This is a genomic window from Rhodococcus sp. DK176 (assembly GCF_038447315.2).
Lineage (GTDB): Bacteria > Actinomycetota > Actinomycetes > Mycobacteriales > Mycobacteriaceae > Rhodococcus_F > Rhodococcus_F jostii_A.
This window is the reverse complement of record NZ_CP118321.2, coordinates 4,301,133-4,323,674: the sequence shown is the minus strand read 5'-3', so window position 1 is coordinate 4,323,674 and position 22,542 is coordinate 4,301,133. Positions and strand designations below refer to the sequence as shown.

24 protein-coding genes are annotated in these 22,542 nt (G+C 68.1%); 13 read left to right on the top strand and 11 right to left on the bottom strand.

The window, feature by feature from the left end; all coding sequences use genetic code 11:
• Window positions 1-26 precede the first annotated feature (26 nt).
• The 3 genes from PSR88_RS20505 to PSR88_RS20495 all read left to right on the top strand — a co-directional run bounded on the left by PSR88_RS20505 (window position 27) and on the right by PSR88_RS20495 (window position 2,896).
• Window positions 27-845, top strand: coding sequence for a CPBP family intramembrane glutamic endopeptidase (locus PSR88_RS20505; RefSeq protein ID WP_029539689.1), 819 nt, complete (start codon window positions 27-29; stop codon window positions 843-845).
• 264 nt (window positions 846-1,109) lie between these two features.
• On the top strand, window positions 1,110-2,321 hold the full coding sequence (locus PSR88_RS20500) for an LCP family protein (RefSeq protein WP_342338383.1): 1,212 nt from the start codon (window positions 1,110-1,112) through the stop codon (window positions 2,319-2,321).
• A 23-nt stretch (window positions 2,322-2,344) separates the two neighbouring features.
• Window positions 2,345-2,896: a ferritin gene (locus PSR88_RS20495; protein WP_029539687.1), complete on the top strand. Its 552-nt coding sequence runs from the start codon at window positions 2,345-2,347 to the stop codon at window positions 2,894-2,896.
• 10 nt (window positions 2,897-2,906) lie between these two features.
• Here the strand turns inward: PSR88_RS20495 and PSR88_RS20490 are convergent, their stop codons facing one another.
• Window positions 2,907-4,097: a lipase family protein gene (locus PSR88_RS20490; protein ID WP_009477103.1), complete on the bottom strand. Its 1,191-nt coding sequence runs from the start codon at window positions 4,095-4,097 to the stop codon at window positions 2,907-2,909.
• A gap of 223 nt (window positions 4,098-4,320) precedes the next feature.
• Here PSR88_RS20490 and PSR88_RS20485 point away from each other — a divergent pair, with 223 nt between their 5' ends.
• Entirely contained in the window at window positions 4,321-4,866 is a 546-nt protein-coding gene (locus PSR88_RS20485) for a ferritin (RefSeq protein ID WP_029539686.1), read from the top strand.
• Window positions 4,867-4,934: 68 nt separating this feature from the next.
• On the opposite strand, the gene PSR88_RS20480 is transcribed toward PSR88_RS20485, so the two are convergent.
• Genes PSR88_RS20480 through PSR88_RS20470 form a run of 3 tightly spaced genes read right to left on the bottom strand, consistent with a single transcriptional unit; the run spans window position 4,935 to window position 7,627 of the window.
• Window positions 4,935-5,849, bottom strand: coding sequence for a DUF5926 family protein (locus PSR88_RS20480; RefSeq protein ID WP_011596540.1), 915 nt, complete (start codon window positions 5,847-5,849; stop codon window positions 4,935-4,937).
• Window positions 5,850-5,882: 33 nt separating this feature from the next.
• Window positions 5,883-6,647 carry a glycerophosphodiester phosphodiesterase gene (locus tag PSR88_RS20475; protein ID WP_009477100.1) on the bottom strand — a complete coding sequence of 255 codons (765 nt, stop codon included), beginning with the start codon at window positions 6,645-6,647 and terminating at the stop codon, window positions 5,883-5,885.
• Window positions 6,644-7,627: a DUF4328 domain-containing protein gene (locus PSR88_RS20470; protein WP_016884405.1), complete on the bottom strand. Its 984-nt coding sequence runs from the start codon at window positions 7,625-7,627 to the stop codon at window positions 6,644-6,646. Before PSR88_RS20470 ends, PSR88_RS20475 begins: the two co-directional genes overlap by 4 nt.
• 458 nt (window positions 7,628-8,085) lie before the next feature.
• Between PSR88_RS20470 and PSR88_RS20465 the strand changes: the two genes are divergently transcribed.
• Complete coding sequence (locus PSR88_RS20465; protein ID WP_016884404.1) at window positions 8,086-9,867, top strand: hypothetical protein; 1,782 nt, start codon at window positions 8,086-8,088, stop codon at window positions 9,865-9,867.
• Here the strand turns inward: PSR88_RS20465 and PSR88_RS20460 are convergent, their stop codons facing one another.
• The gene (locus tag PSR88_RS20460) at window positions 9,868-10,734 is read right to left on the bottom strand and encodes a S49 family peptidase (RefSeq protein ID WP_009477096.1); all 867 of its coding nucleotides are present in this window, start codon (window positions 10,732-10,734) and stop codon (window positions 9,868-9,870) included.
• 41 nt (window positions 10,735-10,775) lie between these two features.
• Here PSR88_RS20460 and PSR88_RS20455 point away from each other — a divergent pair, with 41 nt between their 5' ends.
• On the top strand, window positions 10,776-11,705 hold the full coding sequence (locus tag PSR88_RS20455; RefSeq protein ID WP_011596535.1) for an LLM class F420-dependent oxidoreductase: 930 nt from the start codon (window positions 10,776-10,778) through the stop codon (window positions 11,703-11,705).
• Here PSR88_RS20455 and PSR88_RS20450 read toward each other — a convergent pair.
• Entirely contained in the window at window positions 11,702-12,181 is a 480-nt protein-coding gene (locus tag PSR88_RS20450) for a RidA family protein (RefSeq protein ID WP_016884403.1), read from the bottom strand. The genes PSR88_RS20455 and PSR88_RS20450 overlap by 4 nt on opposite strands.
• Before the next feature lie 124 nt (window positions 12,182-12,305).
• On the opposite strand from PSR88_RS20450, the gene PSR88_RS20445 reads away from it, so the two are divergent.
• Window positions 12,306-12,719 (top strand): ester cyclase, encoded by a 414-nt coding sequence (locus PSR88_RS20445; protein ID WP_020476862.1) that lies wholly within the window; start codon window positions 12,306-12,308, stop codon window positions 12,717-12,719.
• A gap of 26 nt (window positions 12,720-12,745) precedes the next feature.
• A complete protein-coding gene (locus tag PSR88_RS20440; protein ID WP_005562556.1) occupies window positions 12,746-13,057 on the top strand; it encodes a DUF3303 domain-containing protein in 312 nt (103 codons plus the stop codon).
• Between the two features lie 6 nt (window positions 13,058-13,063).
• Here PSR88_RS20440 and PSR88_RS20435 read toward each other — a convergent pair whose 3' ends face one another.
• Entirely contained in the window at window positions 13,064-13,657 is a 594-nt protein-coding gene (locus PSR88_RS20435; RefSeq protein WP_016884401.1) for a hypothetical protein, read from the bottom strand.
• Between the two features lie 108 nt (window positions 13,658-13,765).
• Window positions 13,766-14,707: an AraC family transcriptional regulator gene (locus tag PSR88_RS20430; protein WP_016884400.1), complete on the bottom strand. Its 942-nt coding sequence runs from the start codon at window positions 14,705-14,707 to the stop codon at window positions 13,766-13,768.
• An 81-nt stretch (window positions 14,708-14,788) separates the two neighbouring features.
• On the opposite strand from PSR88_RS20430, the gene PSR88_RS20425 reads away from it, so the two are divergent.
• On the top strand, window positions 14,789-15,619 hold the full coding sequence (locus PSR88_RS20425; protein WP_016884399.1) for an NmrA family transcriptional regulator: 831 nt from the start codon (window positions 14,789-14,791) through the stop codon (window positions 15,617-15,619).
• A 3-nt stretch (window positions 15,620-15,622) separates the two neighbouring features.
• The gene (locus PSR88_RS20420) at window positions 15,623-16,090 is read left to right on the top strand and encodes a DUF1772 domain-containing protein (protein ID WP_011596530.1); all 468 of its coding nucleotides are present in this window, start codon (window positions 15,623-15,625) and stop codon (window positions 16,088-16,090) included.
• Window positions 16,091-16,099: 9 nt separating this feature from the next.
• Here PSR88_RS20420 and msrA read toward each other — a convergent pair whose 3' ends face one another.
• Together msrA and PSR88_RS20410 are read right to left on the bottom strand one after the other, a co-directional pair.
• Window positions 16,100-16,810: a peptide-methionine (S)-S-oxide reductase MsrA gene (msrA, locus tag PSR88_RS20415; protein WP_037197864.1), complete on the bottom strand. Its 711-nt coding sequence runs from the start codon at window positions 16,808-16,810 to the stop codon at window positions 16,100-16,102.
• The gene (locus PSR88_RS20410; RefSeq protein WP_016884397.1) at window positions 16,770-17,963 is read right to left on the bottom strand and encodes an acyltransferase family protein; all 1,194 of its coding nucleotides are present in this window, start codon (window positions 17,961-17,963) and stop codon (window positions 16,770-16,772) included. The genes msrA and PSR88_RS20410 overlap by 41 nt, the downstream gene beginning before the upstream one ends.
• A 258-nt stretch (window positions 17,964-18,221) precedes the next feature.
• Between PSR88_RS20410 and PSR88_RS20405 the strand changes: the two genes are divergently transcribed.
• On the top strand, window positions 18,222-18,845 hold the full coding sequence (locus PSR88_RS20405) for a superoxide dismutase (RefSeq protein WP_005248891.1): 624 nt from the start codon (window positions 18,222-18,224) through the stop codon (window positions 18,843-18,845).
• 115 nt (window positions 18,846-18,960) lie between these two features.
• On the top strand, window positions 18,961-20,400 hold the full coding sequence (locus PSR88_RS20400; protein WP_009477083.1) for an amidase: 1,440 nt from the start codon (window positions 18,961-18,963) through the stop codon (window positions 20,398-20,400).
• Window positions 20,401-20,403: 3 nt separating this feature from the next.
• Here PSR88_RS20400 and PSR88_RS20395 read toward each other — a convergent pair whose 3' ends face one another.
• Window positions 20,404-21,753, bottom strand: a complete 1,350-nt coding sequence (locus PSR88_RS20395; RefSeq protein ID WP_011596528.1) for a membrane protein — start codon at window positions 21,751-21,753, stop codon at window positions 20,404-20,406.
• A 199-nt stretch (window positions 21,754-21,952) separates the two neighbouring features.
• Between PSR88_RS20395 and PSR88_RS20390 the strand changes: the two genes are divergently transcribed.
• Window positions 21,953-22,480 carry a hypothetical protein gene (locus PSR88_RS20390; RefSeq protein WP_005248897.1) on the top strand — a complete coding sequence of 176 codons (528 nt, stop codon included), beginning with the start codon at window positions 21,953-21,955 and terminating at the stop codon, window positions 22,478-22,480.
• Window positions 22,481-22,542 lie beyond the last annotated feature (62 nt).

Sequence of the window (22,542 nt, the reverse complement as noted above, 5' to 3'; positions counted from 1 at the left end):
GTTCGGCGCGCGCTAGCGTGTGCCGCGTGATCTCGCGTGCAACGCTCGCCTCCTGGATACGGCCCGCATCACCCGAACCGGCCGCTCCGCCGGCCACCGGGAGTGAGCGGCGTGCCCTGTGGATCGAGATTACGATCGTGCTGCTCGTCACGTTCGGGACGAGCGGACTGTCGGGACTGCTGTCGCTGTCCGAATCGCTGCTGACCCCGGGCAACCTCGCCGATCAGGCCGTCGCCCTCAACGTCGCCCGCGCGGAGAACCAGATCATCGACGTCGCCCGGCAATTGCTCGGCGTCGTAAAACTTCTCGCCTGGGGCGCGCTGGGCCTGTATCTCCTGTGGCGCAGCGGCCTCGGGCCGCGCGCCGTCGGGCTCGGCCGACCCCGGTGGCGTCCCGACGCGACGCAGGGTGTCGGGCTCGCTGCCCTGATCGGTCTGCCCGGGCTCGGCTTCTACCTGCTGGCCCGCGCGATCGGCGCCAACCTCACCGTCGTGCCCAGCACGATCGGGGATCACTGGTGGCGGCTGCCGGCCCTGATCCTGTGGGCGATCGCGAACTCCGGCGCGGAGGAAGTGCTCGTCGTCGCATATCTGGTCACCCGGCTGCGGCAACTCGGGTGGAGCGAGAATTCGTCGCTGCTCGCGTCGGCGGTGCTCCGCGGGACGTACCACCTCTACCAGGGTTTCGGCGGCGGGCTGGGCAACGTGGCCATGGGTCTGGTGTTCGGCCGGTACTGGCAGAAGACTGGACGGTTGTGGCCTCTCGTGATCGCCCACGCCACCATCGATTCGGTCGCGTTCGTCGGCTACGCCGCCCTGCGCGGGCACGTCGGCTGGATTCCGTAATCCGGCGGGACCAGTAAAGTCGTGCGGGTGACCGGCGACGCCCCCTACCCTCCGCTGCCGCCCCGTCCGCCCCGGCGGACGCAGGGCGGGCCGCAGGTGCCGCCGCCCCCGAACCGCCGAATGCCGCCGCCTGACCAGCGGGTTCCTCCGCAGACGCGGCGGGTGCCACCGCAGGGTCCCCCGCAACAGGGACCTCCTGCGCCCCGCCCGCGACACCCCGCTCCCCGGCAGGGTCCCCCGGCGCCGCCGCCGGAGGGCACCCAGGTGATCCGCCGCGACGGTCGGGGCGCCCCGCCGCCGCCCCAGCAGGCGTGGTCGCAGGCCCCCGAACCGCAGTTGTCCCGGTCGGCGCCGCCGCAGGGTCCGCGCGGCTACGCGCCCACCCAGACGCCGCAGCCGTACCGCGACGCGCCGCCACCGCCGCCTCGGGTGCCCGACCGGCGTCCCCCTCGCACGCCACCACCACCCCCTCCGCTCGCACCGCCGCGGACCCCGGAGCCCCCGGCGCAGCGACGTCCCAAGCGCAAGCGGAACTGGGGCCGGCGTATCGGCATCCTGTTCCTGGTGCTGGTCCTGGCGCTCGCGGGCATGACGTACTACCTGGACAGTTCGCTGAACCGTATCGACGCGCTGGCCGACTACCCCGGCCGGATCGACGACACCCCCGGCACGAACTGGCTGCTCGTCGGTTCGGACAGCCGCACCGGGCTGACCCCCGAGCAGGAACAGGAGTTGTCGACCGGCGGCAACAGCGGCCCCGACCGCACCGACACCATCATCGTGGTGCACGTCCCCAGCGGCGGCGGCCCGGCGACGATGGTGAGCATCCCGCGCGACTCGTACGTGTCGATCCCCGGCTACGGCGAGGACAAGATCAACGCGTCGTTCGCGTTCGGTGGTCCGCAACTGCTGACCCAGACGGTCGAGGAGGCGTCCGGTCTGCACATCGACCACTACGCCGAGATCGGGTTCGGTGGTTTCGCCGGCATCGTCGACGCGATCGGCGGCGTCGACATGTGCCTGGACACCGCCATCGACGATCCGCTCGCGGGGATCAACCTCGCGCCCGGCTGCCAGGAACTGTCGGGGGCGCAGGCCCTCGGCTTCGTCCGCAGCCGCGCGACGGCGCTCGCCGACATCGACCGGATGAACCATCAGCGGATGTTCATGGCGGCGTTGATGTCGAAGGCCACCAGTCCCGCGACGTGGCTCAACCCGTTCCGCGTCTGGCCGCTCGTCACCGACAGCGCCGCATCGCTGCGTGTCGACGAGAGCGACCACATCTGGCACCTCGCCGCACTCGCCTGGGCGGTACGCGGCGACATGGTCACCACCACCGTCCCCGTGGGCGGTTTCGAGGACGTCGACGGTGCCGGGAACGTGCTGCTCTGGGATCACGAGCGGGCGTCCCAGTTCTTCGACGCGCTGGCGAACGATCGTCAGGTCCCGGCCGAACTGGTCACCACCGGACCGTGACCGACGCCCGTAAACTGACACCCATGTCTCAGTCGGCGCCGAAAGCACCCAGCGAGTTCCATGCCCTCCTGCAGCAGCAGATCCGCAACGAGTTCACCGCATCCCAGCAGTACATCGCGGTGGCCGTCTATTTCGACTCGCACGATCTCCCGCAACTGGCTCGCCGGTTCTATTCGCAGGCCGCCGAGGAGCGCGGCCACGCGCTGATGATGATCCAGTACCTGATCGACAACAATCTCCGCGTGACCGTCCCCGGCATCGACGACGTGGTCACCGATTTCGATTCGGTGCGCGGCCCCGTCGCTCTGGCGGTGGAACGGGAACGCGCCGTCACGGAACAGATCACCAAGCTCGCCCGCACGGCCCGCGACACGGGCGACTACCTCGGCGAGCGGTTCATCCAGTGGTTCCTCGAAGAACAGGTCGAGGAGGTCGCCAGCATGCACACGCTCCTCACCATCGTCGAGCGTGCCGGCGACAACCTGTTCGACATCGAGGATTTCATCGCCCGCGAGATGAGCGGGAACTCACCGATCCGTCCGGGCGCGCCGAAGAGGGCGGGCGGCGGCGTCTGACCCTTCCGGGTCAGCAGCGGGTGGGCGCCGGTTCGCCGCGGAACCGCGCGGCGACGTATTCGTACGCGTCCGGAAAGCCCACCACTGCCGTCGTCATGTGCTCGGAGATCTCGTACGGGACGAACGTCAGTCTGGCGCCTGCAGCGCAATAGCGGTGCGCGGTCTCGGCAACCGAATCGAACGGTGTCAGCCCGTCGAGCGTGCCGTGCCACAGGTAGAGAGGCGCGGTCGGGACACCCTCGAAATACCGCAGACTGTTGTCGCGCAACACCTGATGCGCACCCGAACTCGCCATGAGACTGGTCGACGCCGCCAGCTGTCCGGCGCTGCGGAAGGCGCCGTGAAACAGGAGGAACCGGCGGCATTCGTTCGACATCCACTCGCGCAGCCACAGCCCGGTCTCGTTGAGCTGCGACGAAATCGGTAGCTGGTCCGGGTATTCGCGTTCCAAGCCGATCGCGGCGGCGAACGCGAGCCCGAAGCCCGGGTGCGGATTGAAGCCCAGGCCCTGGGCCATCTGTTCGAGGTCCGCGGGAATCCCACCCGCCACCACCGCGTCGAGTTTCAGCTCCGGCGCATAACTCGGGGCCAGCGCGGCGGCCCAGGCACTGGCCATTCCCCCACCCGAATATCCGGCGAGCGCCACCGGGCTGTGCGACAACCCCAGTTCGGCCACCCGCTGCACCGCCCGGACGCTGTCGAGGGTGATCATGCCGCCGAGTTTCGCGGCACCGTACGCGCCGGTCGGGCCGAGATGGTCGGGCACCGAGACCGCCCAGCCGCGTTGCAGACCCAGATACAGGCCTGGCGACTCCTGCAGTTCCAGATTGAACAACGACCGCGACGGGGCGCACTTGGTTCCGAGCGAATTCACGATCGCCTGATACGACACGAGCGGAGGATTCGCGACACCGCGGGGAAGCAGCACCGTCGTGACGGCCAGGATCGGATGCCCCGTCGAGTTCGTCGACCGGAACGCGATCTGCCACCCGTCCGAGTTCGCGTACATCCAGGTGTCGATCCGCCGCGTCCGGACGACGTCGCCGGGACGAAGGACCCCGAGGTCGGGCGGAGCGAGATAGAAGGGGTCGGGATCCGGCCACGGATACAACGGTTCGGCCTGCGCCGGGGCGGGAATGGTCGCCCCCAGGAAAAGGGCACCGAGGATCAACGCGAGCCACGTACCGAATCGTCTCAACATGTGCCTGCCCCTCCGCACCGTCGGAACGCTGTGAATTTTATACACGGGCGGGCGCCCGCCGACGTGGTTTGCCCCGTTCCCGTCGAGCCTCCGCCGCCAGCTCAGGTTAGGAAAATGACATCAGAATGGTCCCGAAATTAGGTTGACTTTAGTTTGGGAACGCTTCCCAAAATTAGGTTGAACTTGGATGACACCCGCTCTGACCAGCGATATTATCCATTTCATGACTTCCGCTGACGCGCACAAGACGAAATTCCACGCTCTGCTCCACGACCAGATTCGCAACGAATTCAACGCGTCACATCAGTACATCGCGACTGCCATCTATTTCGACAATGCGGACCTGCCGCAGTTGGCCAAGCACTTCTACAAGCAGGCCGTCGAAGAGCGCAACCACGCCATGATGATCGTCCAGTACTTCCTCGACCGCGACATCTCCGTGGAACTGTCGGGTGTCGACGCGGCGAAGGGCCAGTTCGAGAACACACGCGAGCCGATCGCCCTCGCCCTGACGCAGGAGCAGACGGTCACCGAGCAGATCGTGCAGCTGGCGAGCACCGCCCGCGAGGAGGGCGACTACCTCGGCGAGCAGTTCATGCAGTGGTTCCTCAAGGAGCAGGTCGAGGAGGTCGCGAGCATGACGACGCTGCTGACCATCGCCGACCGCGCGGGCAGCAACCTGTTCGATCTCGAGGAGTTCGTCGCGCGCGAGATGAGCGGCCCCGCAGACACGTCCGGGGCACCGCACGCGGCCGGTGGTTCCATCTAGGCGGCTCCGCCGCCCGTGAGGGGTTGACGAGTCTCTGCACTCCTCAACCACTCACGGGCCCGTAGGGCCTATCGCAACGTGACCTGGCGGCCGCGCAGTCCGTCGCGGGCGCGACGCTCCTCGGTGGTCAGCGGCGCGTCGACGGCGAGCGCTTCGGCCAGTCGCTGACCGAGTTCGACGGTGGCGGCCGCCCACTCGTTCGCATGCTTTTCGCGGTCCAGGTCGAACACCGGGACCAGCAGGCCGTGTGTCCGGAACGACCCCGCGTAGCGCGAACCCTCACCGAGGTGCAGGCCGCCGGTCGCGTGCACGCGCGCCAGAGCCAGCATCAGATCGTCTTCGTTCTCCGGGCGCACCCAGCGGATGTGCGCCTTCTCTCCCGCATCGACCCACCACGCCGCGACGACACCTTCGGCCTCGACGCGCGCGGACGGCATGATCGCCGCATTCGCGTGCTGCACGGTGGTCGCGACCTCGGGGGCCGGCTCCACGCCTTCGGGAATCCACCAGTTGAAATCCTGGTGCACGGTGATGTCGAGCGGTGCGTCCGCGTCGATCACGTCGGCCAGTGCCGGGGTGTCGGATCCGGGGTTGGCGGAGGTCAGCGATTCGCCGGCCGCGGCGTCACGGACCCAGGCGACGGAGGCGGCCAGATCGGCGCCGAGATCCGCGGAATGCGCCTGGACCTGCACACCGACGAACCCGGTTGCACTGTCGCCCTCGTCGCGGACCAGCGCCGCGACGGCACCGGGCAGCACGGTCGCGAGGGTCACCGGACGGGACGAATCCTTGACGGGCAGCGGGGCGGTCGCCGACGGGACGAACTCGCGCAGCGCCACCAGATCGCATTCGGCGGCGAGGCCTTCGAACGGCCGGGTCACGGCCGCTGCGGCGCTCTCCCGTTCCGCCTGCCGCTGCGCGAGCTTCTCGGCGCGGGCACTACCGGGCTTCGGACCACTGTTTCTCTTGCTCTTCTTTGCCACGACGCCAAAACCTACACGCCGACGCCGGTCCGGTCAGGACGCCAGCCACTTCTTGGTGCGGCCGGGGTGGTTGGTGGCCACCCAGCTGACCCCGAGTTCGCGGCACAGTTCGACGTCGCTGCGGTTGTCGACGGTCCAGCAGTAGGTGGCTCGTCCTGCGGCGGCGGCCTTGTCGACCATGTCCGGGTGTTCGTGCAGCGTCTTCACCGACGGACCGACCGCGGTGGCGCCGACGGTGGTCGCGGCTCCCCCGCCGAGGTACCGGGCGGATTCGCCGAGCAGGACGGTCGGGAGCATCGGCGCCGACCGGCGGATCCGCCACACCGCTCCGGCGGAGAACGACATCACCACGGCGCGGGAGTGGTCGGCGGACGGCGGTGCGGCGATGCCGAAGCGTTGCAGTTCGGCGAGCACCTTGCTCTCGACGAGGCCGCCGAAACGCACGGGGTGCTTGGTTTCGATGAAGAGTTTCACCGGGCGCGCCGACCAGTCCAGGGTGAGCGCGATCAGCGCACTCAGCTCGAGGAGTTCGGCGGGCTCCTCTTCGGTGCCGTAATTGAACTCCGCGAGCTCCTCGAGGGTCATCTCGCTGACGACGCCGGTTCCGGTGGACGTCCGGTCGACGGTGCGGTCGTGGACGCACACGAGGTGGCCGTCGCGGGTGAGCCGCACGTCGCATTCGAGTCCGTCCGCGCCCTCTTCCAGCGCCAGCTCGTACGCCGCGAGGGTGTGTTCCGGCATGGCCGCCGAGGCGCCGCGGTGCGCCACGACCAGGGGTCCGCGCCGGTCGGGGCTCACGATGCGACGGCTTCCCGGTCGCCGGCCTCGGACGTCTTCTCCGCGGACTTCTCCGCGTCCGTCTGCGGCGGCGGGTCGGTGGCGATCACCCAGCGGGTGACGGGTTCCTTCGCCCCCTTCAGCGTCCGGCCCTCGAGTCGTCGGAGCACCATCAGTGCGAGTACGGCCGTCGCGGAGGCGACCAGCGCCGTGAAGGCGGCCAGCAGGACACCGTCCGCCATGGCCTGCAGTCCGGGCCTGGACCGCCAGAACCAGTTGAAGACGACGAGCACCGCCCCGAAAATCCACAGGCTCCACCAGGCTCGGACCAGTAGGACGGCGCGGGGGTCGCGGCGAATCACCTCGAGCAGGTATACCCCCGGCATCACCAGGTTCAGGCCCGGCACCGCGCAACCGACGATCACCTCGGTAGGGGTGCGCGGGTCGGACGTCTTGGCTCGGGCGAACGTGCGGCGACGCATCCGCAGCAACCAGCACACACCGCCGATGCCCGACAGCAGCGCGAGGAGCATCCCGCCGGCCTGGCCGAGGAACACCGCGATGTCGGACACGGCGAGCAGGGTGGGGTCGATCAGCCGCGTGCGGTTGCGGAGGAGGACGGCGTACCGGCCCAGTTCGGCGATCACGGCGAACGCGTACAGACCGGCGGTCAGGGTGAGGAAGAAGGCCGCCTTGCCGGCGAGCAGTTCCGGCCAGTCGCGCCGCGTAGCGGCGGTCTCGACGTGATCGTGGAGTCCCCAGCGGGGGATCTCGGTGTAGTGCGGGGTGGGGCTCGGCGCCGGCGGCTCGGCCGCGAGGCCACTCCGCCGCAGCGGGGATCGCGCGATCCAGCGGAATCCCCGGCTCGCGGGTGGCTGGTGCTGGTCGGTGCGGACGGGGGCGAGCAGCACGCCGTGGCAACGGGGGCACCACTGCGCCGGGGAGCCGAGGACCGGCCACCGAGCCGCGCACCGCGCGCACACCTGAACGACGACGCTCATCCCCTCCGCACCCACTTCACATTGCCGATTCTGTCACGACCCGCGAATGCGGGCAGCCCACGACCGAATCGTCCTTTTTGGGGAGAATGTGTGAGCTGCACCACGGAAAATGCGGAGTTATCCACAGTTTCCACAGGTTCATACACAGTTATGGACAGTGTGAGTAGTGCTCATACACAGGTCAGAGCGCATGGGAATCCGTGATTGTTGACAGCTTCTGATGAACGGTCCACAACGGTGGATGAATTTGACATCGCAGCTCGGTGAACAAATCGGTCTCGGTGACCGACGGCTCGGCCCGGAATTACCCCTCCAGTTCGGATCGCCCGCGAAGCGACCCGAGAACTCCGGACCGGCCGTCGTCTCCCCCACCTGTGCCGGGGCGAAAATGCCCCGACACTTGATCTGACGCAGCCCGGCGCGGTTTGGTTCCACCTGATCTGTAATCTCGGAAAACGATGACGGACGACGTCGGATCGCGGTGGCACCTCGGGCCCGCCCGTGTCCTCCAGGTGGCCGCCGCCCTCGTCGTGGTGCAACTTCTCGTGCGGACGTGGGTGGCCGCGAACAGCGACTTCTACTGGGACGATCTGATCCTCGCCGGGCGCGGCGGAAGCCTCCCCCTGCTCTCCGCCGACCTCCTGCTCTACGACCACGACGGTCACCTCATGCCCGGCGCTTTCCTGGTGGCGGGTATCGCGACGCGGTTGGCGCCGTACGAGTGGATCCTGCCGATGCTGACGATGATCGCGCTGCAGGCGGTGGCGTCGTATGCGGTCTTCCGGCTGCTTCGCACGATTCTCGGTCTGCGTCCGGTCCTGCTGGTTCCGCTGGCGATCTATCTGTTCTCTCCGCTGACCGTGCCGGCTTTCGCCTGGTGGGCGGCGGCGCTCAACGCACTGCCGCTGCAGATCGCGCTGGCGTGGGTGGCGCGCGACGCCCTCGAGTTGTGCCGCACCGGGCGGCGGCGGTACGCGGTGTCGGGCACGCTCGTGCTGATCGCGTCGCTGCTGTTCTTCGAGAAGTCGGTCGTGGTCCCGTTCGTCGCGTTCGCGACCGTGGCGCTGCTCGCATACGTCGGCGAGCGGGAGCGGCCGGTGCGGTCGACGCTGCGGCGAGGTGCGGCCCTCTGGGTCCCGTCGGCGGCGGTGCTGGCGGTCTGGGCGGCGTTCTATGTCTCCACCGTCGCGTCGCAGTGGGAATGGGCGGGCGCGTCGCGCGCGTTCGAACTGTTCCACCACGGCACGTCGCTCGGGTTGCTGCCCACGTTCGTGGGTGGGCCGTGGACGTGGGACCGGTGGATTCCGAGTCCCCCGTGGGCCTCCCCGTCGACGGCGCTGGAGGTGGTCGGCTGGGTGGTCCTCGTCGCGGCGGTCGTCGCGACGGTCCGGCTGAAGCGCCGCATCGGCTGGGTGTGGATCCTCACGGCCGCGTACTTTCTGCTGTCGGTGACGGCGATGGTCGTCACCCGCTGGGGCGCGGACACCACCTACGAACTCGCGCAGACGCTGCGCTACTTCACGGACACCGCCGTGATCCTCGCGATCGGCGTCGCGGTGATCGCCCGTGCACCCCGCCGACGCGCCGACCCCGTCCGGGTGCGGCCGCTGGTGGCCGTCACCGCCGTGGTCGCGTTCGTCGCGAGCAGCCTGTGGTCGACATACACGTTCACCCGCAGCTGGGAGGAGAACCCGACCACGGCCTACCTCGCGACCGCGCGTGCGTCGCTCGCCGAACGGGACGACGCGCCGATCCTCCAGCAGCCCGCGTCCATCTGGGTGCTGTTGCCGGTGGCGTACCCGAACAATCTGGTGAGCCGGGTGTTCGCTCCGCTGCGGGACCGCCCCGCGTTCTCCGACAGCACCCCCGACCTCCGGATGATCGACGACGCGGGTTCGGTGGTCGACGCCCAGGTCACGTGGGTGCGCGCGATCGAGCCCGGACCCGTCCCCGACTGCGGGAACCTGGTGGATCAGCGCAGTTTCGTGTCCCTCCCCCTCGACGGACCGCTGACCGGCTGGGAGTGGACTGCGCAGCTCAACTACATGGCCACCGCGGACGGTGAGATCGCCGTCGCGATGGAGGTCGGCAGCCCGGTGCGGGTGCCGGTGCAGCGCGGCCCGAATTCGGTGTTCGTGCGGCTCACCGGCGGCGGGCAGAGCGTGCGGGTGAGCACCCTGACCCCGGACCTGTCGCTGTGCATCGGCGCAGGCCCGGTCGGGGTCGTCGTGCCGAAGTAGTTACCGCCCGTACCGCGACCACGCGACGCGGGCACTGGCCGCACCGACGATCGCGGCAGCCACCTCGTCCCAGCTCGCGGCGGGCAGCCCGAGCTTCGCGAACAACGAGCGGCGCGGCCCGGTCATCTCGAGGGTCGCGTCGGGGAACCGCTTCTCCACCACCTCGCGCAGCGTGCCGATCCCGTCGACGATGCCGAGCTCGACGGCGCGGCGCCCCAGCCAGACGTCGCCGTTGAACAACTCGGCCCCGTCCGCCTTCAGCTTGTCCCCCCGGCGGCCCACCACCCAGTCGCGGAACTCGTCGTGGATACCTTCCTGGATCTGTTCGAGCCACTGCACGTCCTCGGACTTCTCCGCGAAGAACGGGTCGAGGCGGGCCTTCGCCTCGCCGGCCGAGTGCAGCCGCCGCTCGATGCCCAGGCGGTCGATCAGTTCGGAGAACCCGAAGCCCGCCGAGATGACACCGACGGAGCCGACCACCGACGTGGCGGTCGCGTAGATCTCGTCGGCCGCGCAGGCCAGCCAGTAGCCGCCGGACGCGACGACGTCTTCGCAGAACGCGAGTACGGGCAGTTCGTGTTCGGTGGCGAGCTGACGGATGCGGGCGGCGATGTATTCGCTCTGCGTCGGCGACCCGCCGGGACTGTTGATCAGCAGCGCCACCGCTTTCGCACCGTGCGTGGTGAACGCGCGGCGCAGCGGTTCCTCGACCGATTCCGCACTCAGCACGCGCCCGAAACCCGCTCCGCCGGACGCGATCATCCCCTGCAGCCGGACCACCGGCACCACGCCGGCGCCGGAGCCCCCGAACGCGTCGGGCAGCTTGTCGGCCAGCGGTTTCGGCAGGTTCAGTGGGATCTTGGCCATGAAATCAGCGTACCGATCACGGATCGGGCAGAGTGGTTCACATGGAGTTGCGAATCTTTACCGAACCCCAGCAGGGTGCCACCTACGACGATCTTCTGGCGGTGGCGCAGGCCGCCGAACGTTTCGGATACGGCGCGTTCTTCCGGTCCGATCACTACCTGGCCATGAACACCGAGGGCCTTCCCGGACCGACTGATGCGTGGATCACGCTGGCGGGTCTCGCCCGTGAGACGTCCACGATCCGCCTCGGCACCCTCGTCACGTCCGCGACGTTCCGGCATCCCGGACCGCTCGCGATCTCGGTGGCGCAGGTCGATCAGATGAGCGGCGGCCGCGTCGACCTCGGCATCGGCGCCGGCTGGTACGAGGAGGAACACCAGGCGTACGGCATCCCCTTCCCGCCGCTGAAGGAGCGGTTCGAGCGGCTCGAGGAAACCCTCGCCGTCATCACGGGGCTGTGGCGCACTCCGCTCGGTGAGACCTTTTCCTACGACGGGACGCACCTGACCGTCAAGGATTCGCCCGCACTCCCGAAGCCGCGGCAGCCGCAGGGTCCGCCCATCCTGATCGGCGGCACCGGCAAGAAGAAGACGCCAGCGCTGGCCGCGAAGTACGCGGACGAGTTCAACGTCCCGTTCCAGTCCGTCGACGAGACGCGGGACGTGTTCGAACGGGTCCGGCTCGCGTGCAAGTCGATCGATCGCGACCCCACCAGGTTGGTGTACTCCAACGCGCTCGTCCTGTGCTGCGGGCGCACCGAGGAGGAGATCGCGACACGCGCCATGAACATCGGACGCGAAGTGAGCGAGCTGCGCGAGAACGGACTCGCCGGGTCGCCCGCCGAGCTCGTCGACAAGATCGGCCGCTACGCCGAGGCCGGGTCGCAGCGGATCTACCTGCAGACCCTCGATCTCAGCGACCTCGACCACCTGGAACTGGTCGCCAGTGAGGTCGTTCCGCAACTGGGCTAGGCGAGCTCGAGTTCGGCGGCCACGACGACGGGCAGATTCAGGGGCAGCGCGGCCACCCCGATCGCCGTCCGGGCGTGGTCGCCGACGGCCGGGCCGAATACGTCGAGCACCACCTCGGAGAACCCGTTGAGCACCGCGGTCGTCTGGTCGTAGCCCGGCTCGGCGTTGACGAACCCCGTGACGGTGAGCCACGCACCGATGAGGTCGAGATCGCCCACCGCGCGGCGAACCCCCGCCAGCACCGCGAGGGCGGTGAGCCGGGCGGAGTGTGTGGCATCGGCGGCCGACACGTCGGCGGGAACGGACCCGAACGGTCCGGCGGGTGTGCCGTCCTCGGCGAGCGGCCCGTGACCGGACACCAGCACTCTGCGGCCGTGCACGCGTACCCAGCTGAACGGCAACTCCACCCCCGGCGGCAGCTGGACGGCGTGGGGCAGCACCAGCCCCAGATCACGTAGTCGGGACTCCGCGCCCATCACTCCTCCGCTCGACGGCCCGGGTCATTCGGCGTGCTCAGCAACATTCCGTTCCCTTTCCGGCGGTGGAATGCTCGAAGTACGACCGGAACGGCCGTGTCACTCGAATGCGCCGGAGGTTGTCATGGGTTCTGCGGAAGAAGCGGTAGTGCGTCGATTCTACGAGGAGATGAACAACGATCGGAAGAACGAGATAGCGGAGGAGCTGTTCAGCAGCGACCACGAGATGCACGATCCCCAGGTCCCGGGTGGGCCGGGTCCCGCGGGAATGGCTGCGGCGATCTCGGTCTATCAGAACGGGGTGGACGGGCACTGGACCATCGAGGAGATGTTCTCGGCCGGCGACCGCGTCGTCGTGCGCTGGACGGGCACGGGAACGCACGTCGGTGAGGTGAACGGGATTCCGCCGACCGGAAACAAGATCCGAGTGGATGCGATCTCGATCCATCGGCTGGCCGACGGCAAGATCGCCGAGACCTGGCAGGTGTGGGACACACTCGGATTCCTTCAGCAGCTCGGCGCGATCCCTGCGAGCTGATCCCGGCACACCCCCGGGAGGGTGCGATGAAATACGTGATTACCTGGACGCTGCGTGACGGTGGGTCCGCCGCCGAGAACGAGGCAGCTGCGCGGCGGAGCCTGGAAGTGTTCGCGAGATGGACGCCGGCGGAAGGGGCGACCTTCCATCATTTCCTCGGTCGTCTGGACGGAACCGGGGGATTCGCTTTCGTCGAGGCGGATGACCCGAACGACATCTTGGACGGTCCGACGAAATTCGGACCTTTCTTCGAGTTCCACGTCTACCCGGTCGCCGACATCGCCGTCACCACGCAGGCTGCGCAGCAGGCAGTCGAGTTCAGGGGCTCGATCAGCTGAGCGAGCTCAGTGCCGGGTGGTCGAATCCAGGAATTGGCGGAGGTCGCGGTCCCACTGCGCGTCGCGGGCGCGGTTCAGGGAGGCGCGGCAGACGAGGAAGCCGGACAGCGCGATCATCATCACCGCGAACCAGGTGAACAGGCCGGCGATCACGCCGGCGACTCGTGCCGCGGACGGCGACATCGGTTCGGTGGTGAGGTTGCCGTCGGCGTTGACCCAGATGTCTTCCTTCGTTCCCGAAGGCGTGGCGGGGTCGACGGTGATGTCGGCGTGGCGGGTTTCGTTGCCCCACGTCCACTCGGCGGGGGCGGTGTCGACGCCCGACGGTGCGACGTCGGAGGTGACGGACACGCCGGTGGAGTCGGCGAGCGTGGTGGCCGAGACGGTGCGGTAGTCCGCGACCTGCTTCTCCGCCAGCGTCAGCTGACTGTCGATGGTCCGGGCACCCACGAGGATGGCCAGAGGGAGCATCGCGAACGCGAGCACCACGACCGCGAGGGTGAGCATGTTCTCGATCCGGTCCGAGCGTCGGAGTAGCGGGTTGTGCCGCTGACGGGCCGACCGCTTACGCAGCCCCCGTGCTTGAGAGTTGTTCCACATTCCGGATCCGGTCCTCTCGCCGACAATTCCCTACCATCCAGGGTCGTACGCAAGGCAAACAAGATCAAGTTAATCCGGTGTGTCTTTGGGCACTGTGCCGTAATACACTCATCTGCTCCCCGCCATCTCACGATGCTCCTTGGGGCTCATTCCGCGCACGCGTTTGAACGCCGCACTCAGCGCAAATCCGCTCCCGTACCCCACCCGCTGGGCCACCGACGCGACCGTGGCGTCGGGTTCGCGGAGCAGATCCGCTGCCAGGGACAGCCGCCAGCCGGCGAGGAACGTCATGGGAGGTTCTCCTACGAGGTCCGTGAACCGTCGTGCGAGGGCTGCCCGCGACATGCCGGTTTCCGCGGCGAGCGACTCCACGGTCCACCGGCGTGAAGGGTTGTTCTGCAGGATGCGCATCGCCTTGCCGACCACGGGGTCGCTCTGCGCCCGCACCCACGACGGCGCCTCGGCCGCCGGCCGCGCGAACCAGGCGCGCAGCACCGCGATCAGCAGCAGGTCGAGCAGGCGGTCGAGCACCGCTTCCTGTCCGGGTTCGTCCCGCACCACTTCGTCGTGCATGAGGGTGACCAGCCGCGAGTCCCAGTCGGCGCGGCGCTGCACGACGAGTTCGGGGAGCGCGGTCAGCAGTCGCATGCTGATCTCGCCCGGGGTCTGGTACGTCCCGGTCAGCATGACCGTGCGGCCGTCCGCACTGTTTCCCCAGGTACGCACGCCGAGGTCCATCGCCTCGGCGAGTGGTTCCCCGCGGAGGGTCGTGCAACTCTGGTCGGGGTTGATGATCACGTGCGGCGGGGTGTCCGGATGGTCGGCGACGACGTAGCGCTCGGGTCCGCGAACTATCGCGACGTCACCCTCGGTGAGCTGCACCGGGTCGCCGGTGTGCGGAAGGATCCACGCCTCGCCCCGACCCATCGCGACGAGGCTGAGCGGCGCGTGGTCGTCGATCTGCAGCGACCACGGCGGTTCCATGATCGAGCGGAGCACGAACGCGCCTGCGGCGCGGGGACCACTGATGAGACCGGCGAGAGGATCCACACATCCAGCGTAGACGCTCGCGTATGGATCAGCGCGTTTCAGCCATGGAAAGTCTCAGCGCCGGCGTCTTGACTGAAAGACATGACAACGACACCGCACACACTCGTCCTCACCGGCACCGGCAAGATCGGCAGCCGCGTCCTCGCCCGGCTCGCCGCCGCGGAAGTACCCGCGCGGGGCGGTTCCCGCTCCGGCCGTCCCCCGTTCGACTGGGAGAACAGGGACACGTGGCGTCCTGCGCTGGAAGGAATCACCTCGGTGTACATCGCCTACTACCCGGATCTCGCGGTGCCGGGAGCGGCGGAGGTCGTCGAGGAATTCGCGGGCCTGGCCGTCGCGAACGGCGCCCGGCGACTCGTCCTGCTCTCCGGTCGCGGCGAAACCGAGGCCGAGCGCAGCGAACTCGCGATCCGCAAGGCGGGAGCCGAGTGGACGATCCTCCGGTCCAGTTGGTTCAGCCAGAATTTCAGCGAGAGCTTCATGCTCGACTCACTGCTCGCGGGCGAGCTCGCACTGCCCGTCGACGGGCACGTGCTCGAACCCTTCGTCGACGCCGACGATCTCGCCGAGATCGCCGTCGCCGGACTGACCGGGGACGGTCACGCCGGCGAACTGTACGAACTGACCGGGCCACGATTGTTGTCGTTCGGTGACGCCGTCGCCGAGATCTCGGAGGCAACGGGTCGCGAAATCCGGTACACACCAGTCACTTCCGAAGAGTATTCGACGGAACTCGCCGGGCACGGGGTACCGTCCGACGCGATCGGCCTGCTCACCTACCTGTTCGACGAAGTGCTGGACGGGCGCAACGCATCACTCACCGACGGGGTGGAACGCGCACTGGGGCGCGCGCCCCGCGACTTCACCGACTACGTCCGTGCCGCGGCAGCGGCCGGTGCCTGGAGGGTCTGACCGATGGAGCGTTATCTGACGATCGTCACGGCGGTGGGCGCCGGCGTGGTGGGCGGCGTGATGTTCGCGTTCTCCACGTTCATCATGACCGGGCTCGGTCGCCTGGAACCGGCCCAGGGCATCGCGGCGATGCAGGCGATCAACCGCGAGGCGCCGAACTTCTGGTTCATGACGGCGTTGTTCGGCACCGCACTGACGTCGATCGTGCTCGCGGTCGTCAGTGTGGTGCGGCACGACGGTTCGGCCGTCTACGCGGTGATCGCGTGCGCGCTGTATCTCGTGGGGATCGTCTTGACCATCGTCTACCACGTGCCGCACAACAACGCGCTGGACGCGATCGACCCCACCGCGGCCGACTCGGCGGCGTACTGGCGCGACTACGTGTCGGGATGGACTGGGTGGAACCACGTGCGCACCGTCAGCGCCGTCGCGGCGTCTGCGGTGCTCACGTGGTCCGCGACCCGCGGTTGAGACGGGGGACTACGAGGGCGGCAGGATGTCGGTTTGCGCCGGGACCTCGTCCTGCTTCAGCAGACCGACCGGGCAGCTGACGCCGGTGGCGTGCACGGGGCAGTAACCACCGGGGTTCTTCGCGAGGTACTGCTGGTGGTAGTCCTCGGCGTAGTAGAACTGCGTGAGCGGGGCGATTTCCGTGGTGATCGCCCCGTATCCGGCTTCGGCGAGCCTCTTCTCGAAGGCCTCACCGGTGGCCTCGGCGATCTCCACCTGCTGTTCGTCGATCGTGTAGATGGCCGAACGGTATTGCGTTCCCTGGTCGTTGCCCTGCCGCATGCCCTGCGTGGGGTCGTGGTTCTCCCAGAACTCCTTGAGGATCTCGGCGTACGAGATCACCTTGGGATCGAAGACCACGAGCACCACCTCGGTGTGCCCGGTGCGACCGGAGCACGTTTCCTCGTAGGTGGGATTGGGCGTGTAGCCGCCGGCGTATCCCACCGCGGTGGTGTAGACGCCGTCGAGTTGCCAGAACTCCTTCTCGGCGCCCCAGAAACAGCCCATGCCCACCACCGCGGTCTGCATGCCCTCGGGGAACGGGGGTTGCAGGGGGTGACCGTTGACGAAGTGCGTCGCCGGAACGGGAATCGGCTGACTACGTCCGGGGAGGGCATCCTCGGCGGTGACCATCACGGACTTAGCGGCTGCTCGACCCAGAAGCTCGTCGTACCAAGACATGATTCGATGCTACGCGCGGTGCCGGGGTGACCTCCCGCGCGAGCGCCGACTGCGCGCGCATCCGCTCGACGCGAGCCGTGACCCACCCCGTCGCGGGGATCTCCACCCACCGGTACAGCGCCTCCGACACCAGTGCCGTCACCACGAGGAATGCGATCACCGCCCCGGTCTCGCCGAACGAGCCGACCGTGTGCTCGTACACGCGGTAGAGGATCAGGGTGTGGACGAGGTAGATCGCGTAGCTGCGCGTCGCGGTCCACCGCACGACGGCCCAGTGCGCCGCGGGGCCGTCGTATCGGCCCACCAGCACGACGCACGCGGTGACGACGGCGAATGTCCAGAGGTAGTGGTCGCCTGCCCAGTACACGCGGAAGTCGGTGGCGAGGCGGATGACCTCGACCTGGGCCAGCCCGGCGACGACGATCCACCGGCAGTCCGCAAGTCGCGCCCAGCCGAGGTAGATGATCTGCCCGAGGAACACGGCCGGGAGCGTCGCGGCGATCTTGGACAGCATGGGGACCGTGTACGGCTGCGGCGCGTACAGGTTGTAGAGCAGGATCAACGCGCAGACCGCGGCCCCGGCCATCGGCATCGCGATGGGCAGGGTGCGCAGCACGGGGCGCGCGGCCACGCAGGCGAGGTAGAAGCAGATCTGCACGGCGAGGGTCCAGGTGACGCCGAGAACCGCCACCTCGGGTTTGAGGAAGAAGCCGCCGAGCACGAAACTCAGCGCCGCGTCGACATTCGACACCCCGTCCTGGCCGCTGAACATGCCGTTGATGCCGACGCGGACGAGCACGATCGCGGCGAGAACGGCCACCCAGAATGCGGGCAGGATTCGCCCGAGCCGGTTGAACAGAAATTGCCCGGGCTCGTGACGAATGGCCGAACGGGTGATCAACACCCCGGTCAGCATCATGAAGACGGCGACCCCGAGAAAGGACAGATGCTGGTTGAGACCGCCCCGCTCGATGAAGATTTGATAGACGACGTCGATGAACCACCATCCGGTTCCGAGGTCGTCGATCAGATAGAACGAGATGTGCGAGTAGATCACGGCCAGAACTGCGAAGAAGCGGAGCAGATTCGCGCCCGTGAGCTCCACACGCGGCGCGGCCGCATGCGAATCTGCAACAGGTATCAGCGAAGGCATCGCGTCAGCTTAAGGTTCCGTTCACCGGTCGGACGAATTCTCACGACATCCAGTGTCACCTCGTCAGCATTTTTTCGGGTGCCCGAACTTTCCTGTGAGGGAATCGCTCGGTGACCCCAACTGTTGCGCAGGGTGTACCAATGAGATTGGGTATATACCCGAGAACGATTCGCCAAAGGCGGGTGTCAGACGCGTGCCCACGTGTCGTCGGCACCCGGAAACACAAGGGCTCACACGCCCATAGATGAAGGGACCCTCGTGTCTGTTTACACGCTGCCGGAACTCCCGTACGACTACGCAGCTCTCGAGCCGCACATCTCCGGCAAGATCATGGAACTGCATCACGACAAGCATCACGCCGCGTACGTGACCGGTGCCAACACGGCCCTCGACAAGCTGGCCGAGCTCCGCGAGTCGGACACCCTGCCCGCCGTGGTCAACCTGCACGAGAAGAACCTCGCCTTCCACTTGGGCGGCCACACCAACCACTCCGTCTTCTGGAACAACCTCTCGCCCGACGGTGGCGACAAGCCGACCGGTGAGCTCGCTGCCGCGATCGACGACCAGTTCGGCGGCTTCGACGCGTTCCGCAACCACTTCTCGGCCAACGCCAACGCCATCCAGGGCTCCGGCTGGTCCATCCTGGCCTGGGACTCCATCGGCCAGCGCCTGCTCATCGTCCAGCTGTACGACCAGCAGGGCAACATCCCGATCGGCCTCACGCCGCTGCTGCTCCTCGACATGTGGGAGCACGCCTTCTACCTCGACTACCAGAACGTCAAGGGCGACTACGTCAAGGCCTTCTGGAACATCGTGAACTGGGCGGACGTCGCCGCTCGTTTCGAGAAGGCACGCACGCAGACCGCGGGCCTGATCGTCTAGTTTCTTCTTCGCAGCCATGGGCGCACGGACCACTCTCGGGTGTGTCCGTGCGCCCGTGCTCGTTTCGGGTCCGGAATTCCTTCCGAGCAGGCCGAGCGTCCAATAGGCTTCGGAAGTGACCGAGTTCAGCAACCCCGCCCGGGACGACACCGTCGTCCACGCATTCCGCGACGACGCGCTCGGCGACCTCGACGCCACCGGCCTCGCGGCACGGATCGCCTCCGGAGAGGTGTCGATCCGCGAGGTGACGGAGGCGGCGATCGCGCGCGCCGAATCCGTCGGACCCGCCCTGAACGCCCTGGCATTCGCCGACTTCGACCGTGCACTGACGGAGGCGGACCGCCCGCACGAGGGCGCCTTCGCGGGGGTGCCGACCGTCGTCAAGGACAACGTCGACGTCTCCGGCCTGCCCACGCAGCACGGCAGCGTCGCCTTCGCCGCGCAACCCGCCCCGGTCGACAGCGACTTCGTCACGCAGTACCTGTCCACAGGTGTGCTCTCGCTGGGGAAGAGCCGGCTCCCCGAGTTCGGGTTCAGCGCGTCCACCGAGTTCATGGACGCCGAGGCCGTGCACAATCCGTGGAATCCCGCGTTTTCGCCGGGAGCGTCCTCGGGTGGTTCGGCCGCGCTCGTCGCTTCGGGTGTCGTGCCGATCGCGCACGCCAACGACGGTGGCGGATCCATCCGCATTCCCGCGGCCGCGTGTGGGCTCGTCGGCCTGAAACCGTCCCGCGGGCGGACGGTCCCCGACGCCATGGACAAGACGTTGCCGATCCGGATCATCGCGCAGGGCGCCGTCACCCGCTCGGTGCGGGACACCGCACAGTGGATGGCGGCCGCCGAACGCTACTACCGCAATCCGGCGCTGCCACCCATCCGATTGGTCGAGGGGCCGAGCAGCACCCGGCTGACGGTCGGGGTGGTGGTCGACTCGGTCACCGCCTCCCGCACGGACGACGAGACCCGCAAGTCGGTCCACGCGACCGCCGATCTGCTGGCCGACCTCGGGCACCACGTCGAGGAGTGCCCGATGCCGGTGAACTCCTCGTTCGTCGAGGACTTCTGCATCTACTGGGGATTCCTGTCGTTCGTCATCTCCAGCAACGGCAAGCGGATGCTCGGACCGGACTTCGACCGCGACGCCACCGACAACCTGACGCGCGGACTCGCCGCGATGTACCGCAGGAAGATCGCGAAGACTCCGCGGGTGCTCTACCGGTTGCGGCGCACGTACCGTGAGTACGCGCAGATCTTTCAGAAGTACGACGTGATCCTGTCGCCCACCCTGGCTCACACGACGCCGGAGCTCGGATACCTCTCGCCGACACAGAGTTTCGAGGAGCTCTTCGACAAGCTGATCGCCTATACGGCGTTCACGCCGCTCAACAACGCTTCGGGCGGACCGGCCATCTCGCTGCCGCTGCACGAGACGTCCCGCGGCCTGCCGCTGGCGTCGCATTTCTCCGCCGACCACGGCGACGAGCGGACGCTGCTCGAGTTGGCGTTCGAGCTCGAGCAGGCCACACCGTGGCGTCGTATCCAGGACGCCCGCTGACGGTCAGGCCCTGCGCCGCAGGCCCATCCACACGACGGCACCCGCCAGCAGCACGGTGGTGATCCCGAAGCCGACGGCGAGGTGCTCGGCGGTGAGGAGCGGTGACGGCGCGGACAGTGTGCGGGTCACCGCGACCGGTTCGGCGAGCACCGTCGCCAACTGGTTCTGCTGAGCCGCCGTACGCACCGGCATCGCCGCGACACCGTTGTTGAGGTCGGTGGACAGCTGCCCCGACAACGTCTTCAGTTTCGCGAACCCGTCGACGATCTGCGAGGTGGCGCCTTCGAGCATCTCCGGTGCCTGATCGGCGATCGGAACGATGCCGTCGTTCAGTTGCCGTGCCCCGCTGCTCAGCTGATTGCTGGCGTCGGTGAGCTGACCCATCGCGACGCGCACGAGTTCGCCCAAGTCCGTGTCGGGGCCGACTCCTCCGCCCACCAGTCCGGGCACCGAACCCAGCTGTGCGGAGAAGAGTTCGAGGTCGGCACTGACCTGTCGGAGCGACGGGACCACGTCCGATGCAACGGGTGTGGCGTCGAGAACGCGGATCGCCTCGTCGATTCTGGTGCGCATCCGGGTGGCGCTGTCGTTCGCTTCGCCCAGCGTCAGGCCCAGCGCGCTCAACCGGTCCGCGAGGTCGTCGGCCGTTCCCGACGTCTGGTCGACCACACCGGCCACCTGGTCGGCGACGCCCAGCAGTTGCACCGAGCCGGAACGTGCCTTCTCGAGATACGGGAGGAGAGTGTCGGCGCCCTCCGTGAGCTGTTGCGCCGCATCGTCCGCCGCGGCCGTGCCGGCGGCGAGGAACCCGGCCGTCATGCCCGCCTGCTGGAACCGCGTCCGCGACGAGGACATGTCCGCCAGCAGATCCGTGATGCCGTCCGCGCCGATCTGGGAGGACACCACTCCGGAGAGTTCCTCTGACGCACCGGTGTCGGAACCCGCGACGTCGAGGTCGAGGGTCGCCTGCCGCGGCTTCGCGCCCCACACCGAGGACACCGCCTCGCTGAAGTCCTCGGGCACGGTCACCGTGGCGAACCAGTCGCCGCCCGCCGCTGCGTCCGCGTCGACCACCTGCCAGTCGAAGGCCTCGTTCGCCTCGAGCTTCTCGATGAGGGTGTCGCTCGCACGCACCGGTTTTCCGTCCACGGTCGCGCCGGCGTCGGTGTTGACGATGGCCACGGTCCGGCTGTCTGCCGCGCTGTCACCGAGGAACACGTACCCGAGTCCCCCCGCGGACGCCAGGACCAGGCCTGCCATCGTGGCCGCGGCGACGCGCCGCGAAGTGAGGACCTTTCGCGTCGACTCGGTTCGGGCGTGATTCGCGGAATTCCGTGCGCGCTCAGAGGTCATTCCGGTGAGGATAGGTGGCTTTCGTAGCGGCAGATTGTGGCGATTCTGAGGATTCTCTGAGATGCTCGCCCGCGTGAAGATCCTTTAGCACTCGCCTGCTCTTGTGTGCCAGGCACTGTCGGGCGCATTCTTCAAGTACCCAACGAGGTGTGCAGAACGAATCATGTTCGAAGCGTGTCATCACACCGAGGAGGCAGAGATGAACAGGGACGGCTACATCGGCATCTCGCCCTTCCAGGCCGCGGGTACTTTGCGGGGATTCGTCATTTCCGGGCGCTGGCCCGACACCACCAAGGAATGGGCCCAGTTGCTCGCGCTCGCCGTGCGGGTGGCGTGCGTTCCGGGGCTGCTCCACACCACGACCGTCTTCGGTGCGCACGAGGACCTGCCGGAGGAGCCCGAACCCGAGACCGTCGGCCTCGTGGTGGCCGAGGGCACAGTTCTCGGGGAGTTCGCGCTCGCTCCCGGCCGCTTCGCGGATCATCAGCCGCCGGCGCTGATGATGCTGCACCCGCCGTCCGAGACGACCCCGTCGCTCCCGGAGTGCGCGGGCGCCGCGTCGGGCTGCGTCCTGCTCCCCGGACTCCCCCACCTGGGGCTGGAACACCGGGCGGCGTGGGTGGAGGCAGAGGCGGACGGAACGGTGACGTCCATGGTCAGCCGGGTCGGCATCGACCCGATCAGCGATCCCGACACGGCCGTTTTGGCCATGCTGCTCGCCTCGTGAGGGTACCCGAAGTTTCAGCGGTCGGTGCCCCAAACTTATTGCCGCCTTTGCCTTTTCAAATA

Coding starts and splice junctions, on each gene's coding strand:
- PSR88_RS20495 (WP_029539687.1), top strand. CDS start 2,345: ATGTCTCAGTCGGCGCCGAAAGCACCCAGCGAGTTCCATGCCCTCCTG.
- PSR88_RS20490 (WP_009477103.1), bottom strand. CDS start 4,097: ATGTTGAGACGATTCGGTACGTGGCTCGCGTTGATCCTCGGTGCCCTT.
- PSR88_RS20485 (WP_029539686.1), top strand. CDS start 4,321: ATGACTTCCGCTGACGCGCACAAGACGAAATTCCACGCTCTGCTCCAC.
- PSR88_RS20470 (WP_016884405.1), bottom strand. CDS start 7,627: ATGAGCGTCGTCGTTCAGGTGTGCGCGCGGTGCGCGGCTCGGTGGCCG.
- PSR88_RS20465 (WP_016884404.1), top strand. CDS start 8,086: ATGACGGACGACGTCGGATCGCGGTGGCACCTCGGGCCCGCCCGTGTC.
- PSR88_RS20460 (WP_009477096.1), bottom strand. CDS start 10,734: ATGGCCAAGATCCCACTGAACCTGCCGAAACCGCTGGCCGACAAGCTG.
- PSR88_RS20455 (WP_011596535.1), top strand. CDS start 10,776: ATGGAGTTGCGAATCTTTACCGAACCCCAGCAGGGTGCCACCTACGAC.
- PSR88_RS20450 (WP_016884403.1), bottom strand. CDS start 12,181: ATGGGCGCGGAGTCCCGACTACGTGATCTGGGGCTGGTGCTGCCCCAC.
- PSR88_RS20445 (WP_020476862.1), top strand. CDS start 12,306: ATGGGTTCTGCGGAAGAAGCGGTAGTGCGTCGATTCTACGAGGAGATG.
- PSR88_RS20440 (WP_005562556.1), top strand. CDS start 12,746: ATGAAATACGTGATTACCTGGACGCTGCGTGACGGTGGGTCCGCCGCC.
- PSR88_RS20435 (WP_016884401.1), bottom strand. CDS start 13,657: ATGTGGAACAACTCTCAAGCACGGGGGCTGCGTAAGCGGTCGGCCCGT.
- PSR88_RS20425 (WP_016884399.1), top strand. CDS start 14,789: ATGACAACGACACCGCACACACTCGTCCTCACCGGCACCGGCAAGATC.
- PSR88_RS20420 (WP_011596530.1), top strand. CDS start 15,623: ATGGAGCGTTATCTGACGATCGTCACGGCGGTGGGCGCCGGCGTGGTG.
- msrA (WP_037197864.1), bottom strand. CDS start 16,810: ATGTCTTGGTACGACGAGCTTCTGGGTCGAGCAGCCGCTAAGTCCGTG.
- PSR88_RS20410 (WP_016884397.1), bottom strand. CDS start 17,963: ATGCCTTCGCTGATACCTGTTGCAGATTCGCATGCGGCCGCGCCGCGT.
- PSR88_RS20395 (WP_011596528.1), bottom strand. CDS start 21,753: ATGACCTCTGAGCGCGCACGGAATTCCGCGAATCACGCCCGAACCGAG.
- PSR88_RS20390 (WP_005248897.1), top strand. CDS start 21,953: ATGAACAGGGACGGCTACATCGGCATCTCGCCCTTCCAGGCCGCGGGT.